This is a genomic window from Paenibacillus sp. J22R232 (assembly GCF_056269165.1).
In genome coordinates this window covers 219788-238389 of record NZ_JBWDNK010000002.1, presented here as the reverse complement: position 1 = coordinate 238389, position 18602 = coordinate 219788, and the positions used below count along the sequence as shown (strand labels likewise).

The 18602-nt window shown below is 53.3% G+C and carries 11 protein-coding genes; 2 read left to right on the top strand and 9 right to left on the bottom strand.

Annotated elements, in window-relative coordinates:
• Positions 1 to 201: 201 nt before the first annotated feature.
• Positions 202 to 1086, bottom strand: a complete 885-nt coding sequence (locus AC0YN3_RS07390; protein ID WP_475774475.1) for a helix-turn-helix domain-containing protein — start codon at positions 1084 to 1086, stop codon at positions 202 to 204.
• A gap of 95 nt (positions 1087 to 1181) precedes the next feature.
• Here AC0YN3_RS07390 and AC0YN3_RS07385 point away from each other — a divergent pair, with 95 nt between their 5' ends.
• Positions 1182 to 3290 (top strand): alpha-galactosidase, encoded by a 2109-nt coding sequence (locus AC0YN3_RS07385; protein ID WP_475774474.1) that lies wholly within the window; start codon positions 1182 to 1184, stop codon positions 3288 to 3290.
• A 263-nt stretch (positions 3291 to 3553) separates the two neighbouring features.
• Here the strand turns inward: AC0YN3_RS07385 and AC0YN3_RS07380 are convergent, their stop codons facing one another.
• From AC0YN3_RS07380 to AC0YN3_RS07345, 8 genes are all read right to left on the bottom strand, one after another.
• The gene (locus tag AC0YN3_RS07380; RefSeq protein ID WP_475774473.1) at positions 3554 to 4177 is read right to left on the bottom strand and encodes an acetate uptake transporter; all 624 of its coding nucleotides are present in this window, start codon (positions 4175 to 4177) and stop codon (positions 3554 to 3556) included.
• A gap of 195 nt (positions 4178 to 4372) precedes the next feature.
• Positions 4373 to 5392, bottom strand: coding sequence for a substrate-binding domain-containing protein (locus tag AC0YN3_RS07375; protein WP_475774472.1), 1020 nt, complete (start codon positions 5390 to 5392; stop codon positions 4373 to 4375).
• A gap of 76 nt (positions 5393 to 5468) precedes the next feature.
• Entirely contained in the window at positions 5469 to 6467 is a 999-nt protein-coding gene (locus AC0YN3_RS07370) for an ABC transporter permease (RefSeq protein WP_475774471.1), read from the bottom strand.
• 26 nt (positions 6468 to 6493) lie between these two features.
• Complete coding sequence (locus AC0YN3_RS07365) at positions 6494 to 7999, bottom strand: sugar ABC transporter ATP-binding protein (protein ID WP_475774470.1); 1506 nt, start codon at positions 7997 to 7999, stop codon at positions 6494 to 6496.
• Positions 8000 to 8164: 165 nt separating this feature from the next.
• Complete coding sequence (locus AC0YN3_RS07360) at positions 8165 to 9148, bottom strand: substrate-binding domain-containing protein (protein WP_475774469.1); 984 nt, start codon at positions 9146 to 9148, stop codon at positions 8165 to 8167.
• The gene (locus AC0YN3_RS07355; RefSeq protein ID WP_475774468.1) at positions 9145 to 10932 is read right to left on the bottom strand and encodes a cache domain-containing sensor histidine kinase; all 1788 of its coding nucleotides are present in this window, start codon (positions 10930 to 10932) and stop codon (positions 9145 to 9147) included. The genes AC0YN3_RS07360 and AC0YN3_RS07355 overlap by 4 nt, the downstream gene beginning before the upstream one ends.
• Entirely contained in the window at positions 10929 to 12548 is a 1620-nt protein-coding gene (locus tag AC0YN3_RS07350) for a response regulator (protein WP_475774467.1), read from the bottom strand. Before AC0YN3_RS07350 ends, AC0YN3_RS07355 begins: the two co-directional genes overlap by 4 nt.
• A 25-nt stretch (positions 12549 to 12573) precedes the next feature.
• Positions 12574 to 14637, bottom strand: a complete 2064-nt coding sequence (locus AC0YN3_RS07345; protein WP_475774466.1) for a methyl-accepting chemotaxis protein — start codon at positions 14635 to 14637, stop codon at positions 12574 to 12576.
• A gap of 453 nt (positions 14638 to 15090) precedes the next feature.
• Between AC0YN3_RS07345 and AC0YN3_RS07340 the strand changes: the two genes are divergently transcribed.
• On the top strand, positions 15091 to 18246 hold the full coding sequence (locus tag AC0YN3_RS07340; RefSeq protein ID WP_475774465.1) for an alpha-mannosidase: 3156 nt from the start codon (positions 15091 to 15093) through the stop codon (positions 18244 to 18246).
• Positions 18247 to 18602: the final 356 nt, after the last annotated feature.

The following is an 18602-nucleotide window of genomic DNA, read 5'->3' as shown; positions in this document are numbered from 1 at the left end:
TCATATTATCTCGCTCCTAGTATATTCCTTCTGTTATTCCTTTTATAGTCGATATAGTGAACAGATATAACGTTATGTGGAAGTATTCCAATGGAATTGTCCGCTACACGTCCCAGCATTTTTCCCAAAATAAAAAAGCTGGATGAACCACCAGATTCTTCCTACAAGACCGTATGCATGAATAACCATACCGGTTAGCCTTTACTCGCTCTCGGCAGCGCCAATATAGATAATATCAGGAATTTCTTGCAAGCACGTCTCTCTGTACATGCTCGGGGTAATGCCCAAATGTTTGCGAAATACTTTTCCGAAATACGTGGAATTAATGAATCCGCATGCCGCGGCAATCTCCTGAATGGCTAAACTTGTCCCGCGCAGCATATGCGACGCTTCCTCTATCCGTCGATGCTGAAGGTAGGCCCCCGGCGACATCCCCTCCATGCGGGTAAACAAGGAACAGAAATACGTTCGGGCCATTCCTGCCTCCGCAGCCATTTCCTCCAATGTAAGCGGAGTCTCATAACGGCTTGCAATCATCCGTTTTGCAGCTTCGACTCCCTCATGACGCGGCACGTTATTCGATTTTGGTTTCATTTGCCACGCCAACAAGGAAACGACCCAATCATACAGCCGAACGGAGGCCTCAAAAGGATCGAGCAGTACGCCTGCTTCCAGATCAGCATACATGCGAAAAAGCTTGGCAATCGGTGCAGCATGCTCAGTTATTTCCGCCACATGCCCAAACCTCCCAATCAGCCGCTCCCAATGCATGAACGCATCTTTGCCGACGGCCTGCACCCACAGAAACTCCCAGGGCTGACCGCCATTATACTCGAACGAATAGCAGTGATCACTAGGAAAAGTAAGCCAGAAGCCCATGCCTTCTTGAATTTGGTAATAGCTTTCGCCTATTCTTAGCCTGCCATTGCCCGATATCGTATATTGAAACATCGCTGCCGATTCGGTACGTTGAAGCCCGTCCCACCGATAAGCTACGGAATCCACTCGCGAAAATCCTAAATAATCAAGCATCATCAGTGGACCTGCCTGTGCTTTGTCGCGAAAGGAGAAAACCTGCTCATTCATAATATATGACTATCCTTCCCTTAATTTATTGAGATTGTAAGGAATATAGCTCCATGATAGCATAATTTAAAACGATAGCACGAGGGGGAAACTTCATGAAAAGAACGTTTGCAAACAGTTTGATCACCTTGACATTGGAAGGCGGTGCTACCGATTTCTGGTTATACCAACCAAGCAAGGATGAATCCGCCATAAGCATCGCTGCTCCCATATTCGAGGTAGACGGCAAAGCCGTTACGCTTGCTTTGAGCAACATGCGCGAGGCAGCCGATCCTCGTCTGCTAGCCAATGGCTCCACGGAATATATCTGGGAAGGAACCGCAGCGCAGGATCCTGATCTGACGCTTCGGATCTATTTCCGAATTCCCGAGCATAATCCCGTTGTCCGCTTCGCATATGAGCTGTACAGCACGGCTCCCAAAAAGCTGACCAAAGCCTTCGGGAATGACAATATCTCCTATGCCTCATTTACGGTAGAGGAGGAGGCTGAGGTTACCGAAATTTTGCTGTCCGACTATAATGAGATGGCGCATACTTATTGCTTGGCCGAGCGTCTGATCGGAAGGGAACAATTCGATAATAACCAGCAGGTTATGGGTCCGCTTCTAACCTCGGAATCAGCCGGCCGCACGCTGCTGCTGGCATACGAGCATGGATCACAAGCACCTGACCTGTATTTGAGCTTCCGGCTTCAGGAGAATCGAGGCATTACGATGGGAGCCGTTAAAGGGAATTATTGCAGCGGCCATGATCTTCAGACAGGCTATCGCACTCTCTGGCTGCAGGTTGCCGCCGTTCAAGGCAACCGGGATGCGATGGCCGAGGCCTACCGGACCTTCGTACTCAAGCATTTCAGCGAAAATGCGCAATCCCGCAAGCCTTATCTCTTTTACAATACATGGAACTATCAGGAACGCAACCGTCACTGGAACCGCAAAAAATATTTGGATTCGATGAATCTGGCACGCATCCTGGAAGAAATCGAAGCAGCGCATCGGCTAGGCATTGAGGTATATGTCATTGACACGGGTTGGTTCGAGAAAACGGGGGATTGGAAAGTGAACCTTGAAAGGTTCCCGGATGGGCTCGCTCAGGTCAAGGCGAAGCTGGATGAGTATGGCATGATGCTCGGACTCTGGTTCGATCCGGGAGCGGCTGCGATTACGAGCCGGATGCTGGCAAGAAACCAAGTAAACATATGCTCATGGGAAGGCGAAAAGTCCAAGCCCCATCCGATCTGGGAAACCGAGGAAAGCGTCCGGCTTTGCCTCGTCAGCTCCTACGCCGATGACTTCGCGGATGCCTTGATTGAGCTTGCCCGTACCGTTGGCGTTCGCTACTTCAAATGGGACGGCATCGGCCAGTATGGCTGTGAAGACCCTTTTCATCAGCATGGCACAGCCGAGAATAGCGCCGCGGAATGCGCCTCTAATTTCGACTTCCAGCTCAGCCTGCGCATGGCAGACATCGTACGGAAAGTGACGGCTGCGGTTCCCGATGCGATCGTAGATTTCGACGTAACCGAAGGCTATCGCTGCTTCGGCCTTGGGTTCCTTGAGGCAGGCAAATATTTTCTAATTAATAACGGGCCTTATTATCCGAACTTCGATGTACCGCGCGCGGAAAGCGACGGCGAGTTCTACAACTCCAATGTGTTCTTTCATCCCGGCGCGGCGCGCTCTTCGGTATGCAGAACGCCGCTTGGCTATGATAAATGGATTCCATCCGTGTTATTCCTTGTCCATTACTTGCCTGATGATCCCATTGAGAATCAGAATATTTCTGCAGCCTCTCTTATGCTCGGGCATAACGGCATATGGGGAGACCTTCCCGCCATCTCCGAAATAGGAATGAATCATTTGTCGGGTTTACTAAGCCAATATAAGCAAATTCGAGACGATTTAACCGAGAGCTCCATAAAGCAGTTTGGCAGCGTTGGCCAAAATCCGGAAATATACGAGAAGCTGAATAAGGAGTCCGGACGCGGTGTCGTCACGCTGTTCGCCAATGCTTTCGGCAAACCTTGGGTTCAGCCGCGGCCGGTTGCATACCGCTACGTAACGACCCGGCCCGTGGACAAAAATGTCTCATTCCCCCCGAATGTGCAGGTGTCCTTCGACGCGCAGAGCAGAGCTATTATTGAAGCTAGGTTCAAAAAAGCGGATGCTGCCGTTATTTTCTTTGGCGTAAAGGAACAGGCCTGAAATGGATAGGCTATCCCAAGAACATCCGGGATAACCGCGGGTTTGCCCCCTTACCATTCATATGGTTAGCGTGATGCTGCTTTGAAACTTTTACTTTACGCTTATTAAGCCCTACAAAGTAAAAATGCACCTTCCGCTCCACTTTTTATAGTGGTGTTGAAGGTGCTTTTGTGCATATGATAGGATTGTCTGTCTCTGGTTTCCCTTTTTGGGAAACCCTTTTTCATACCCGGCCAAGTTAAGCTCTGATCCTGTATATCCGTTTATTTTTTGAAAATGCCGAATGGCGCGCCTACCGGCAAAAAAGCCCGTCCGAAATGAGCATTGAGTACGGAAGCGCCGCTACCGTAAAAGGATACGATTGCGATTCCGAGCTCGGCATAAGCCGCCATCGCATGAAATATGTCCGGTGCGACGCCAAATGCGTCTAAAGTTAATCCTAGAAATAGGAAGTCAATCAGCACGAATATAATAAACAATACTTTATTCGTTTCCATAGCGCCAAGCGTCATGAAGAGGGTGAAAATCAAATAACCCAGAAAGGCAAAACCCAGCTGCTTGCCGTCCGCATCCCCCTGCAAGATCGGGCCAAATACGCCAAGCTTGACCATCCAGCTGCAGGCAACCGCCAGCCAGAAAAAGGCATACGCTCCGAAAGCTGTCGTACCGAAAGTATTGTTGCGTTTCGAATCTTGAATGCAAGCGAACAATTGGGCGAAAGCGCCCAAGAAAATAGCCCAAGGAATAATCAAGCTGTAGCCCTCCGTAATGCCCAGCTTTTGCGATGAAGCCACAAGCGTCACCATAGCCAATCCGAATAAGCCGATTGCGCTCGGATCTGCGTTCACAATCTTTACCTGCTGCGTTTGAATACTCTGCGATGTCATAGAAGCCTCCAGTGAATTAGATGATACATAGTCCTTGCCGAAGCAGCGACATAGCATTATAGCACCAATGAATGTTTGATTTCAAGCTGTTTAAGCTAGAGCTGACGAACTAGAAAAAACGCATCATCCTCATATAAAAACAAAGCGAGCGGGGGCTCTCCCCCGCTCGCTCTGTTTGCAGCGCCTTGCCGCTTATTACTCGTAAATAACGGCTTTAACTTCTTCGCTGTCGATATTGCTTTTGTCGTACCATACGAACCCGCTGTCGATTTTCGGTTCAACCGTTTCGCCTTTAGCCGCAGCCACTGCCGCTTTGACGGTTTCGTAGCCGATGCCGACTGGGTTTTGGGAAATCGCGCCCGCCATCAAACCGCTTTTTACCGCGTCGATTTGCGCTTTGCCAGAGTCATAGCCGATTACCGTAATTTTGCCTACGGCTTTTGTTTCTGTTACTGCATTAAGGATACCGATTGCGGAACCCTCGTTAGCTCCGAAGAAGCCTTTAAGGTTCGGATATGCCTGCATAATCGCTTTTGCAAGGTCAGTCGATTTCAGGTGGTCGCCGCCGCCGTATTGAATGTCAACGATTTTGATGTTAGGGTATTGCTCTTTTATACGATTAACGAATCCATCCCGACGGTCGATACCTGTGCGGCTCGTTTGGTCGTGAACGATTACGGCAACTTCGCCTTCTCCGCCGATCAGCTCAGCCATTTTGTCGGCAGCCATGCCAGCTGCGGCAACGTTGTCCGTCGTTACAAGGCTCGACGGGATGTCGCTGTCTACGCCGGAGTCGAATGCGATAACCGGAATGCCTTCGTCTTTGGCTCTTTGCAGCAAAGGAATCGACGCTTGGCTGTCCAGAGCGGCGAAGCCGATTGCGCTAGGTTTCTTATCAAGCGCTACTTGCAGCATTTCGAGCTGCTTATCCACTTGCGATTCCGTTTCCGGGCCTTCAAACGTAATTTCCACGTTAAATTCAGCAGCCGCTTTCTCTGCGCCGATCTTAACCGCTTGCCAGAATTGGTGCTGGAAGCCTTTGGAGACAATAGGTACGTACATTTTTTCCGCAGAGACGTCCCCGCCTGCGTTTGCCGCTTCCGTTGTCGCCGCCGGAACGTTCTTGTTGCCTCCGTTGTTACTGCCGCTGTTAGATCCACATGCGCTGACGATAAGCGCCAACGATGCCATCATTACGAATAATCCCTTTTTCATGTTCACTGCCCCTTTTTTTCGAGTTGTAAAAAATGAATGCCGTTGTCTTGCAATTTCGCAGCAGCCTTGCCGTGCATTAAGCTTTGCGCCGGCGCAGTATATCCGCATAAACGGCGAGCAAAATGACGAAGCCTACAACAACCGTCTGCCATTCCTGCGGCACCGACAAGATACGCAGGCCATTGGTCAGTACGCTCATAATAAGCGCGCCGATGACAGTGCCGACGATCGTGCCCTTGCCTCCGCTAAGCGAAGTGCCGCCGATTACGACGGCCGCAATCGCTTCCAGCTCGTAGCCCATGCCAAGCGAAGGCTGGGCCGAGTTGAGGCGCGATGCCATCAGAATGCCGGCAATCCCTGTGAACAGGCCGGTAATCGTGTATATCGCGACCTTCCAGTTGCGGACGTTGACGCCGGAAAGACGTGTAGCTTCTTCGTTGCTGCCGATCGCGAAGTTATAGCGGCCGACAATCGTACGGGCAAGCAGGATGCTTCCGACAACCGCGGCGAGAAAAAAGATAAGCACCGCGTTCGGAATTTCAAAGCCGGGAATCAAGTCTCCTAGGAGCGAGCCCTGCGAAATTTCCATAAATACTGGCGTATCTGTAAAATAAACCGGCTTTGTGCCCGAGATGACCAGCGCCAAGCCCTTGGCGATCATCATCATGGCCAGCGTCGCAATGAAAGGAGGTATGCCGAGCCGCGCAATGGCTAGACCCGATATTAATCCGCATACTGCTCCTGTGAGCAGCCCGCCGATAATCCCAACTCCTACCGGCAGTCCCCACATCGTAATGAATACACCTGTCATGACCGAGCTAAGCGTCATCACCGTGCCTACCGAGAGGTCGATGCCCCCTGTGACGATAACGAACGTTGAACCTAGCGCCAACACTCCGATTACTGCGGTCGAGAGCAAAATCCCGACCAGATTGGAGAAGTGGAAAAAGTTGCTTGACGCAAGGGAGAAAAAGATAATTAGCAAAATCAAACTGCCAAATGCCAAAAACTGCTGTAATCCCGCCTTAACCGCGAACTTTGGCTTCATGGCGACGATTGTGGTCGATTCCTTCATTTTAAAATTCTCCTCCTGTTCCGAACCTAGCCGATTCGATCTGTCGCATACGTCATAATTCGTTCTTGCGAAGCATCTTGATCGTTGACGAGCTCTCCCGTAATTCTGCCTTCGCACATCACGATTATTCTATGACTTAGCCGCAATATTTCCGGCAGCTCCGAACTGATCATAATAATCGACTTCCCATCCGCGGCAAGGCTTTCGAGCAGCTTGTATATCTCGCTCTTGGCCCCGACGTCAATGCCCCGCGTTGGCTCGTCGAAGATTAAAATGTCGCAGTCTCTCGTCAGCCATTTGCCGATGATGACCTTCTGCTGGTTTCCTCCGGACAGAAATTTAAGCCTTTGATGAATGCTCGGCGTCTTGACGCGCAGGTCCTCGACAGCCTTGGTCGCTACGTCAGCCATCCGTTTGTCGCTCATGAAGCCGGCCTGCGTAAAGCCGCCAAGCGATGCCATCGCCACGTTCGTCTTGACGTCCATGTCCAGCAGGCAGCCAAAATGCTTCCGGTCCTCGGACAAATATCCGATGCCGTGCTTAACCGCCTCATGCGGTCCATTGATGTTCACCTTGCGGCCATGAATGTAAATCTCCCCGGCGTCGATCGGGTCAGCTCCGAAAATCGCCCGCGCCGTTTCCGTTCTGCCCGCGCCGACGAGTCCGGCAACGCCGAGTATTTCCCCTTTGCGCAGCGAGAAGCTTACATCGCGCAATACGTTTCTTCGCGATATGCCGCGCACCTCCAGCACCGTTTCCTGCGCCTCCGCCGACTTGCGGTCGGGTTTGGTGGGTTGATAAATTTCCCGTCCTACCATCATTGCGATAATCCGGTCAACGCTTACATCAGCCGCCTGCACCGTATCGATGTAGGTACCGTCCCGCATAACCGTAATGCGGTCGGTGATTCGCTTCAACTCCGCCATCCGGTGGGAAATATACACGATGCCGACTCCTTTTTCCTTAAGCTGCTCGATCATTCGGAACAGCTCCTCGATCTCGGAATCGCTCAGCGCCGCCGTTGGCTCATCCATAATCAGCACCTGTGATTCGTACGAAATCGCTTTAATGATCTCCACCATTTGCTGCTTGGCAACCGTCAGCTCCGAGATCAGCGTCGTCGGCTCGATGTCAAGCTTCATCTGCTTCAGCATTAAAGCCGTTTGCCTATTCATTTCCTTATCGTCCAGGAAGAAACGAAACGCCTTGCGCGGCTCCTTGCCGATAAAAATATTTTGCGCTACCGTCAGGTCGGGAGCCAGATTCAGCTCCTGATGGATCATCCCTATACCCAGCTTCTGGGCCGACCGCGTATCGGTGATCTGCACTTCCTTGCCTTGATAGAAGATGCTTCCCTCATCCTTGCTGTAGACGCCTGTGAGCACCTTCATCATGGTCGATTTTCCGGCGCCATTTTCGCCGACGAGCGCATGCACTTCGCCTGCCCGAAGCTCAAAGCGGCAGCCCTTTAAAGCATGAACGCCCGCAAAATGCTTCTCGATTCCCTCCATGCGTACAATCGCCTGTTCCAACCCCGCACCTCCTTCATCCTCTTGGTTCCTGCTGTTATGGATAACTTTACACGGTCCGCCTGTCTGCTAACATGTGATTTCTTCCTGTAACAGTCGAATAATTTATCCGATTAAACCCGGTTCGGGCACAAAAAAAAGCGGGGCCGCAGCCCCGCCGCGTTCCCGCTAATTGTTTACGAAAGGAAACAGCAGCTTCTGGTTCTCCTCCTCGTACATGTTCTGCTTCGTAATGACGAGCGAGCCCGTGTCGATTACCTTCGGCACCTTCCCGCCTCTAACCGCCTCTACGGCCGTCTTCACGCTTAAATAGCCCATTTGGAAAGGGCGCTGAATAACCGTCGCCTTCATCACGCCTTCGTCGAGCAGCTTGATCTCGTTGACCGAACTGTCGAAGCCGATCAAGCTAACCCGGTCCTTGAGCCGCAGCTCCTGAATCGCCCGGCCGGCTCCGACCGTCGTCGGCTCGTTTAAGCCGATGATTCCGACAACGTCCCGCTGCGTCTCCAAAATTTCCTTCGCCATCAAATAAGCGTTTTGCTCAGAGCCTTCGACATAATACGTATCGAGCAAATCAAGATTCGGGTTGCCGGCCAAAATCGCCCGGACCCCCTTCTCCCGGTCGATATGCGAAGCGGCATTTTTGACATAGCTGATGATCGCTACCTTGGCAGCTCCCGGAATTTGCTCCTGCATCGCTTGACCCGCTTTTTGGCCGGCGATCACGTTATCCGTAGCTACAATGCTATGCGCCGTGCTCGAATTGATGCCCGAATCGACAATGATCAGCTTGATGCCGCTTGCGCGAACCTTCTCGGCAACGGGAACGAGGCGGTCGAAGTCGTTGGCGGCAAGCACAATCGCATCGGGCTTATCGCGGATCGCCTGCTCTACGAGCGCAATCTGCTCGTCCACATCCGTCTCCGTCTTCGAGCCGGTCACCTTGACGGCAGTCTCGAATTCCTGCGCCGCCTCCTGCACGCCGTCGATCAGCACCTCCCAGAATTCGATCGTCGCGTCGGTCGATTTGATGATCACTACGATATTAACCGGCTCCCCGTTCGCCAGCCATTTGCCCCAGCACGCCAGGCCGGCCGCAAGTATAAGAAGCAGCCCGACAATCGCCAGCGTCCGCTTATGCTTCCATATCATCGTTTGCCTGCCTCCAATAATGGCGGATACTTGGGAAACCGGATGTAGACGGTCGTCCCTTCGCCCGGCGCGCTTTTGTAAACGAGCCCGTATTGCGCGCCGAAATACAGCTTAAGCCGTCCTTGCACATTGCGGACGCCGACGCCTCTGCCTTCCTCTCCGTCATACAGATTCGTCAGCAGCTTGGACAGCTTATCCTCGTCCATCCCATTTCCGTTATCGCCGACAATCAGAATAATGTCCGTCTCCGTTTCCTCCGAGGAAATCGTAATGAGGCCGGGACCGCGCTTCATCTTAATGCCGTGGTAGATCGCATTCTCCACAATCGGCTGCAATATAACCTTGATCGTCTTGTACTGCCTGACCGAATCGCCGATTTCAATTTGATAGTCCAGCTTGTTCTTGTAGCGCATCTTTTGAATCTTCAAGTAATTCGTAATATGCTCCAGCTCCGTCTCGATCCTAACGAGCTCCTCGCCCTTGCTAATTGACGCGCGGAACAGCTTCGCGAGCGCCGAGGTCATCAGCACGACCTCCTGGAACTTCTTGCTCTCCGCCATCCAGATAATGGAGTCAAGCGTGTTGTAAAGGAAATGCGGATTGATTTGCGCCTGGAGCGCGTTCATCTCGCTTCTCCGCTTCAGCTCCTGGTCGCGGACGACCTGCGACATCAGCTCTTTTATTTTGCCCACCATGATGTTAAAAGCGCGGGCCAGCCTGCCGATCTCGATCGTCGTCGGAACGGGCACCTGAATGTCGAAGTTGCCTTTCTCCACCTCTTTCATGTACCCTTGAAGCTGCTTGATCGGCTGGCTCACCTTCTGCGACAGAAACAGCGAAATGACAATTGCGATTACAACGCAGATCAATCCCAGAAAAATAAAAGAAAGCCGCACCTCGTTCTGGTTGCCGACTAATTCATTGACATAGGAAACGCCGACGATTTTCCAGCCGAAGTCGGATTCCTGTACCGTATACATTCTGCTGCTGCCGCCCTCGTTGCTTGTGAACGTGCCGTTATTGTTGCTCAGCACCTCGTCTATTTTTTCGGTTTTCAGATTGCTGTAAATCAGCTGCTGCTGGGGATGGTACACGATCTGGCCCTCGGAATCGACGATAAACAAATACCCTCGCTGGCCGAGCCGGATATCTTGAAGCATATCGTTCATGACGCTGAAGTTCAGGTCGATGAGAAAAACGCCTAGCTTCTCGTTTTCCTTGCTGACCAGCTCCATGCTCAGTGAAACGACCCATGGATACCGGTCCTTGAACACCGGCTGGACATGCGAAGGGGAAATCACGTAGGCACCACCCGCCTCGCTCGCATTACGGTACCAGCTCAGGCTCGGAATTTCGATGAACGGGTTCAGCTCAAGCCCTTTGCTGCCCGTTACGAACTGTCCGTTGTAGCCGAACAGGCTCACGGAGGATATGTCGGCGCGCGAGACGGCCATCGACTCCAGAAAAGCGACGACGGCCTGCTTGCTGGCCGCTTCCTCCGTCGGATCGTCATATGCGTCTTGCGACAAATATTGCTGTACGTACGGATTTCCGTCCACCATATCGGAGATGTATTTCATGCCGTTCACATACGATTTGATATTGTTGTTCACTTGCTTCACGAGCTCGTTCGTATAGGTTTGCGCGTTCGACTGCACCGCGTCCTTGGATAAATAATAAGAGACAACGCTCATAATCACGATAGTCATCAGAATAAGCAGCACAAACGCCAGCACCATATTCGTTTGGATGCTGCGAAACCGGGAGAAGAATGGCAGCTTCATCCTTCTTTCCCCGTCATCTTGTAGCGGAAGTCGGTCGGCGTGTCGCCGGAATGCTTTTTGAACGCGCTGCTGAAATATTGCGGATCGCTGTAGCCGACCGCGTAAGCGATTTCATAGCTGCGCATGGACGTCAGCTTCAGCAGCTCCTTCGCCTTTTCCATCCGCTCATGAATGACATATTCCACAAAAGTTCTGCCCGTATTCGTCCGGAACAGGGTGCTGAAATAGCTGGTGCTCATCGACACATGCTTGCATACGATTTTCAGCGACAATTCCGGGTTCATATAATGCTTACGGACATAAGCCATCGCCTTCTCGATCTGCAGCATGCTGTGATCCTCCCGCATACTCCTGATGACCGTTACCGCTTTGCCGCACAGCGTCTTCATCCACGCCTCGATTTCGTCCAGCGCTGCAAGCTGGCTGATTTCCGCTACCGGATTAGACGCTTCTCCGAAGACAAGATCGGTGTCGCTCTCCATCTCATACAGCGTGTGCATCAGGGTAAGCACAAACCGCTGCAAATAAATATAACAGACGTCGATTGGAAAAAGCTGCTTCCGGAACGTCGAGAACAGCCTGCCGATCCATTCGTCCATCTCCTGCGGCGTTCCCGTCTTCAGCTTCGTGATCAGCTCGTTTTCCCAGGCGATGACCGGTAGCAACGCCGGCCGCTTGTGCCGCTCCATATCCGAAATGCGAATAATTTCGTTCGTGCCGATGACAAAGCGGTAATCGAGCGCCGACAGCGCGGAACGGTGTGCCAGTGCAACATGATCCTCCAGCCGGCAAGCATGGCCGATGCCGATTGAGGCCTTAAGCGGCAAGTAGGCGGTTACCGCAGCATGAATTTCCTCCGCCGCCGTTCCCGCTTCCTCGGCCAGCGTTTCGGAATCGGCTCCGGGCAGCAGCACGAGCACGCGATTCTCCCTGTCGCGGAACACCTCCGTCCCCTTGTGCTTTTCCGTTATTTCCTGGACGATGTTGAAAATCGCGAACCGGAACAGCTCGTCGTCGTTTGGCGTAGGCGGCTGCTTCAATTCGAGCTCGTCAACATCAATGGCCAGCTCGATCAGCCACGATTGATTCCAGTCGAGCTGATAATAAGCACAGCTCTCGCGCTTCTGCTTCGCCGTCATCGATGATGTGACCAGCCGCTCCAGAAAGCGCTCCTTAAGCAGCGGCATGCTTTCCTTGAGCTGCCGCTCAAGCTCCTCGTAATCGCGCTTATGGCGGTTTTCAATGTCAAGCTGCTGGCCGATTCGCAGAAAAATCTCTTCCATCTCCGCAGCCGTAACCGGCTTCAATATATAATCCGCCACCTGCATCTTGAGCGCCTGCTGGGCAAACTCGAACTCGTCGTAGCCGGTCAGGATAATGACCTTCACATCCGGGAAACGCAGAGCCAGCTCGCGCGTCAGCTCGATGCCGTTCATGAACGGCATCCCGATATCGGTCAGCACGATGTCCGGCTGCTCGCGCTCGACGAATTCAAGCGCCTCGATGCCGTCCTCGCAGGCGCCCACACATTCAAAACCCATTGCTTCCCAATTCATTCCATCCTGAATCGCTTCGCGAACGAGCGTTTCATCGTCGACAATCAACAACTTGTACATGGCGCATTCACCTCGGTGTCCCGCGTTATTTAAATTTCACGATCGCATTGGTAAGTTTCAAAGAGGCCTGCTCCAGTTGCTCCGCCATAATCGCAAGCGCTTCCGTTTCTTGCATCTGTTCTTCCGAATAAGCATACGCTTCCTCCGAAGCCGCCGCCGTTTGCTCCGCGACAGACGCAATGCTCTCTATCGCCAGGAGAGCGCCGTCGCGCGACTGCTGCAAGCGGCCAGACGCGCTGCGTACATTCGCCGACTGGGAAAGCATTTGCTCAAGCTGCCGCTTGACGAGAACGAAGCTGCGCTCCGTTTCCGCCACGGCGTGAAGCTGCTCGTTCATGACCTCGACCGAGCGGCCGGCCTCCTTGACGGTAGCCTTCGACCTGAGCAGCACCTCCGAGACCGTATCCCCGATTTGTCCCGACGCAATCCGCGACTGCTCCGCGAGCTGCCGGACCTGCTCGGCCACCACGGCGAAGCCGCGCCCCGCGCTGCCCGCTCTTGCGGCTTCGATCGAGGCGTTGATAGCCAAAATATTCGTTTTTTTCGAAACATCCGTAATCAATTGGGTTATGCCGGCAATCCGGCTAAGCTCCGAATCGAGGGAGCCGATATCGCGATGGGTAAGCAGCAGGGAAGCATGCACGGCAGCTGCTTTGTCGTTCAGCCTGTACACCGCCTCCTCCGCGCCATCGCAAATATCGTCGATGAGCGCAATCGATTCCGAGATCGTGCCTATCCCGACCCCGATTGCATTGATGTGGCCGGACAAGCCGTTCATGCTCTCCGCGCTTTCCGCCACATCGATCGCCTGCTGGTTGGACCCTTCGGCGATCTGCTTGATAACGCCGACGAGCTGGCGCTGATTCCTGCGGAACTTACCGGATACCGACGATACGATGCCGGCCTGCTCCCGCATGTAGTCCGAGGAAGAGCCCACCCGCTCCAGCAGCGCCCTCAGCGTGCCAACCATTTCGCTGAAGCCCGCGGCAATCGCGCCCATTTCATCCTTATGCCGCGAATGCACCGTCACATGCAGCTCTCCGTCGTTTACCCGCTTCATCTGCTTCCTCAGCTCTCTGCCAGGTACCGATACGCCGAGCGAGATCAGGAAGGCGATCAAAGCGGATGCGAGCAAGCAGCCCGTCCCGATCATGAGCGTCGTAACGCGCAGGCTATCGATTTCCGCCTGAATGAACGCTTCGGGAATGACCGCCGCCACCTTCCATCCGTTCGTCGTAATCGGCGCGTATGCGATTAGCGAAGGCTCTCCCGACATTTGCCCGAAGTAAGCCTCGCCCCCCGGCGCGCTTCCGCCAGCCACCCGTGCCGCAAGTTCCCCATCCGGGAACGGACGGTTGACCGGATAGAGGCTCTTGTTCCGGCTCGATATAACGCTGCCCTGTTCATCCAATATAAAAATTTCCGACGCATTGCCAAGGTCGATGCCCTCATAAAGCTTCGCGATATGATTTTCCTCCAGCGTGATGACAATCACGCCAAGCGGTTGGCCGTCGATGGCCGAACGTATGGACTTGCTTATGGAAAGAAATGCTTTGCCCTTAACCGCATCGTCGATTAAAAAGTAACGATAGTCCATTCCGGCCTCGGTCGCTTGAATAATGGATTCCAGCTGCCCCTTGTCCAAAGAGTTGTAGCTGCCGAGCGACGTTTCCCCGTCAACTTGGACCGTGACGCTGGAAATGTAGGGCAGCATTGACAGCTTGTGCGAAATCTTTTTGTTAATCGCACTTGAAATCGCAGATTGCTGGCCGTCCGGCGTCTTGAGGCTTGTCAGGCCGCTCTGCACATCCTCGCCGGAAACGATATCCTCCATGACGAACTGAATATGCTTGAACTCCAGATTAAGATTCGAGCCGACTTGCCCGACTACCTGCCTGGTATACAGCTCGATCTTGCCGCTGAGCGCCGCGCTGGACTGCCGGTAATTGACAACGCTCACCGTGGCGATTGACGCAAACAAAATAATGGTGAAAAAGAGGGTTAGACGCGTTTGTATCGAAGAGAAGCGTAAGATGCGAAGATTGGATATTTTATTCCATAGAGAATGCTGCTTGGCTGACGCGTTCACCGTTATCCTCCTTCAAATCGTCTCAATAGCATAGCGCTTCCTTGAGCGGGATAAATGACCATCCGCAGCATAGTAGGGATTCGATACGGTTGATTTGTTCGATGTCGTTTGCGTTTTTCACTTTAATGGGTTTAATCATTGTAATCAGCCCCCTCCTGTATAAGCGTTGACCGCTTGTTTGAATCCGCTTTCATTTTCGCTTCGGATTTTCCGGCTTTTCTTCAAGTTCATTATACAGCCGTTCCTCGCCTCCAGCCCATGTATATTTATCCCTTTTTAGTCGAAATATTTTCGGTGTGCGCAGCGCCCGAAAGTACTTTGAGCCAATCATAAAAGGCCTCGTTCCTACCAATTCCGTCAATATTGCCAGCAAAAGTTTACTTTCGTCTCGTAGAAGGCGGACAGGCGTACGCTTATACTGGATGTATTCGAAAAATAAGGAGCGAATCGTCCATGATTCATGCAAAACACAGAGCCAAGACGCTTGGTAAGCTAAAGAAGCTGGACGAGGTATACACCTCACTGATCTTTTACAAGGCCGAGGAAGTCGCGGTCGTTTTTTTTGAAACCGGGGAGCATCATTATCAAGTACCAGGCGAAGTAGAAGCGTGGCAATCGGCGGGAAAGGGCAGATCTTGGGGCAGGGAATGGGGCTCCGCCTGGTTCAAGGGACGCTTTACGGTTCCCGAGGCGCTGCACGGGCAAAAGCTGTTTATTCGCGCGCAAACGGACGGCGTCGAAACGCTTTTCTGGGTAAACGGCAAGCCAAGCGGCATATTCACCCACAAGCATGAAGCGGCCAACCGTGGATCCCATCACACGCTGCTGCTGACGGAGGAGGCGGAGCGCGGGATGGAGTACGAGCTCGCATTCGAGGCTTACGCCGGTCATCCTTGCGTAGGCACGCAGCCGTATCAGGTAAGCGAAGCGAATTTTACGGGCGAGCAGCGTTATAACCGCACTTTCCTCTCCATTGAAGTGATGGTGCGCCGCGACGATGTCAACGACTTTGTGTTCGACCTTCGCACGCTGCTGCAGGTGGCGGGTGGCGGGGCCGTCGACCCGTTCCGCAGGGCAAAAGTGGAGAACGCGCTGCTGGAGTTGTTTCCGCTGCTCGTTCAATCGCCAGACGAGGTGTCCGAGGAGATGTGGCGGCGGCCGCTTGATAAGGCGCGAGCGATCATGAAGCCGCTGCTTGACCGGAAAACGAGTCCTTCCGCTCCCATTGCCGGTCTGATCGGCCACTCGCATATGGATACCGCGTGGCTGTGGACGCGCGATGAGACCATCCGCAAATGCGCGCGAACCTATGCAAACGCACTGAGCCTGATGGACCAATATCCGGAGTACACCTTCATCCAGAGCTCGGCATTCCATGCGGAGCTGATGCGGCGGCATTACCCGGATATTTTCCAGGGGATGAAACGGCGCATCGCGGAAGGGCGCTGGGAAATCAACGGTGGCGTCTGGATCGAATGCGACTGCAATCTCGTATCCGGCGAGTCGCTCGTCCGGCAATTTTTGGTCGGTCAGCGTTATACGCGCAAGCATTTCAATTATACGGCCGATATTTTCTGGCTGCCGGACACGTTCGGCTACAGCGCGGCCATACCGCAAATTATGGCGGGGACAAGCGTGCGCTATTTTCTGACGACTAAGCTATCCTGGAATGATACGAACCACTTTCCGTACGATACGTTCTATTGGCAGGGACTTGACGGGACGAAGGTGCTGACGCATTTCAATACGATCCATTGCTGGCCCGACGCGGAGACGCTCATCGACCGGGTATACGCGCCGCATAACGCGATTGCGCACAAGCATGTGAACGACCGACGCCTCGTTTCCTACGGCTTCGGCGATGGCGGGGGTGGCCCGCAGTACGAAATGCTGGAAATGGCGCGTCGCGCGGCCGATCTAGAGGGTGTTCCGAAGTCGGAACATACGACGGCAAGCCGGTTCATGCAGGAGCTAGAGGCGACGTCGGTCAATCCGCCGCTCTATGTCGGAGAGCTTTATTTTGAAGGCCATCGCGGAACCCTGACGCAAATGCACCAGATTAAACGCAATAACCGCAAAGCCGAATTCGCGTTGCGGAATCTCGACCTGCTGGAGAGCATCGGCGCAGCAAACGGAGAGACGCCGAATCGTGAGCGGTTGGAGGCGCTATACGAGCTTCTGTTGATCAACCAGTTCCATGATATTTTGCCGGGAACGTCGATACCGGAGGTGCACGACCGCGCTATCCGCGAAGTTGGCGCGGTGATCGGTGAGGCGCAAGCGGCCGCTGCTGCGATTTTGGCGGGAACGGCGAACGGCGCGGAGGACGCGATAACGGTCTGGAACCCGCTGAGCTGGGAACGGGACGACACCGTTGCCGTAGCAGGCATCGGACAAGGCTGGGTGCCAGCCGACGCGGCGCTTAAGAACCAACGGATTACGGACGCATTCGGCCGCGAAAAGCTGCTGATCGCCGGCGCCGCTGTGCCTGCGATGGGCTCCATTGCGATCCCGCTGGCCAACGTCCCGCAAGCGGAATACGCGAGTTCCTCCCGTTTCCGGTATGATAAAGCCGCGAATATTCTGGATACGCCGCATGCGCATGTCCGGTTTGACGAATTCGGCTATATCGTCTCGTTCTTCGATAAATCCGCAAGGCGTGAGCTGCGCGGCTCGGGCCATCCGCTCAACGCGTTTCTGATGGGCGAGGATTTGCCGGGCGCCTGGGACAATTGGGACATCGACCGCGATATATTCGGCAAGCTGCACCTGCAAACCGGACTGCTCGCTCGCGAGCTTGTGAGCGATGGCCCGCTGCAATTCCGGATACGCAGTGAGTACCGGATCGGCAAGCTTTCCTTGCTCACACAGCATATGGTTTTCCATGCTAATACGGCCCGGGTTGATTTCGAGACGGTCATCGACTGGAAGGATTCGCATCAGCTGTTAAAGGTCGGCTTCGATACGGCTGTGTATGCCCATAACGCCCGTCACGAAGTGCAGTACGGCCACGTTGAGCGGCCGACGCATACAAATACGCCGTACGATCAGGGGATGTTCGAGGTATGCGCCCATAAATGGACCGATATATCCGAGAACCGCTACGGAGTTGCGCTGCTCAACGACTGCAAGTACGGCATATCCGTGCATGGCTCGGATATGCGTCTATCGCTGCACAAGGGCGGCACTCACCCCGATCCGCGCGGCGACATCGGCGTCCATCGGGTAACGTACGCCTTCCTTCCGCATGCCACGGGCTTTAGCGCTGAATCGGTCATTCGGCCTGCATATGAATTAAACGTGCCAATGCTGACCGTACAGGGCCAGAGCAGCCGCCCGACCGATTCGTTCCTGTCGATCGACGCGCCGAATGTGATCGTGGAAGCAGTGAAGCCTGGCGAGGAAGGCGACGCATATATCGTCCGCTTATACGAAGCCGAGCGTTCCGCGGTAACCGGAGCCTCGCTCACATTCGGAGTAGTACCGGCGCGCGTCGCCCTTGCCAACATGCTCGAAGAAGAACTGGCTGAGCTGCCGCTGCTGGACGGCAGACGCGTCGAGCTTGACTTCGGTGCGTTTGAAATCAAGACGCTGAAAGTATTTTATTAATGGCATCAATTCTTTTACTTTGATTTATCCTTATCGTAACCTCTTCCATCAAATATTTTCTTGACGAATGCATCTGCTTGCTTATCTGCTAACATACGCTTCTCGCGTATGTCAGCAGAATGAGGCGGTTGTAAAAGCCAGAGCGAGAAACCTCAAGCAATTTGGCAGGGATAACATGTCATTCGCGCCATGGCTTGTTGCATGGCATCCTGAATAAGGTAAAACAAGCGCTTAGGCTTGTGCCTTTTCCCGCTGCTAATTATCTCCTTAAAGTGTTTCTTGCTCTTAACTCACCCTCAATATTGACTAGTTATACAAAAAGGTACCCATACGCTAAACCCTTTTTTCAAAGTGTC

Bases quoted from the DNA above. Each gene is read 5' to 3' on its own strand.
- AC0YN3_RS07390 (WP_475774475.1), bottom strand. From the start codon at position 1,086: ATGAATGAGCAGGTTTTCTCCTTTCGCGACAAAGCACAGGCAGGTCCA.
- AC0YN3_RS07385 (WP_475774474.1), top strand. From the start codon at position 1,182: ATGAAAAGAACGTTTGCAAACAGTTTGATCACCTTGACATTGGAAGGC.
- AC0YN3_RS07380 (WP_475774473.1), bottom strand. From the start codon at position 4,177: ATGACATCGCAGAGTATTCAAACGCAGCAGGTAAAGATTGTGAACGCA.
- AC0YN3_RS07375 (WP_475774472.1), bottom strand. From the start codon at position 5,392: ATGAAAAAGGGATTATTCGTAATGATGGCATCGTTGGCGCTTATCGTC.
- AC0YN3_RS07370 (WP_475774471.1), bottom strand. From the start codon at position 6,467: ATGAAGGAATCGACCACAATCGTCGCCATGAAGCCAAAGTTCGCGGTT.
- AC0YN3_RS07360 (WP_475774469.1), bottom strand. From the start codon at position 9,148: ATGATATGGAAGCATAAGCGGACGCTGGCGATTGTCGGGCTGCTTCTT.
- AC0YN3_RS07355 (WP_475774468.1), bottom strand. From the start codon at position 10,932: ATGAAGCTGCCATTCTTCTCCCGGTTTCGCAGCATCCAAACGAATATG.
- AC0YN3_RS07350 (WP_475774467.1), bottom strand. From the start codon at position 12,548: ATGTACAAGTTGTTGATTGTCGACGATGAAACGCTCGTTCGCGAAGCG.
- AC0YN3_RS07340 (WP_475774465.1), top strand. From the start codon at position 15,091: ATGATTCATGCAAAACACAGAGCCAAGACGCTTGGTAAGCTAAAGAAG.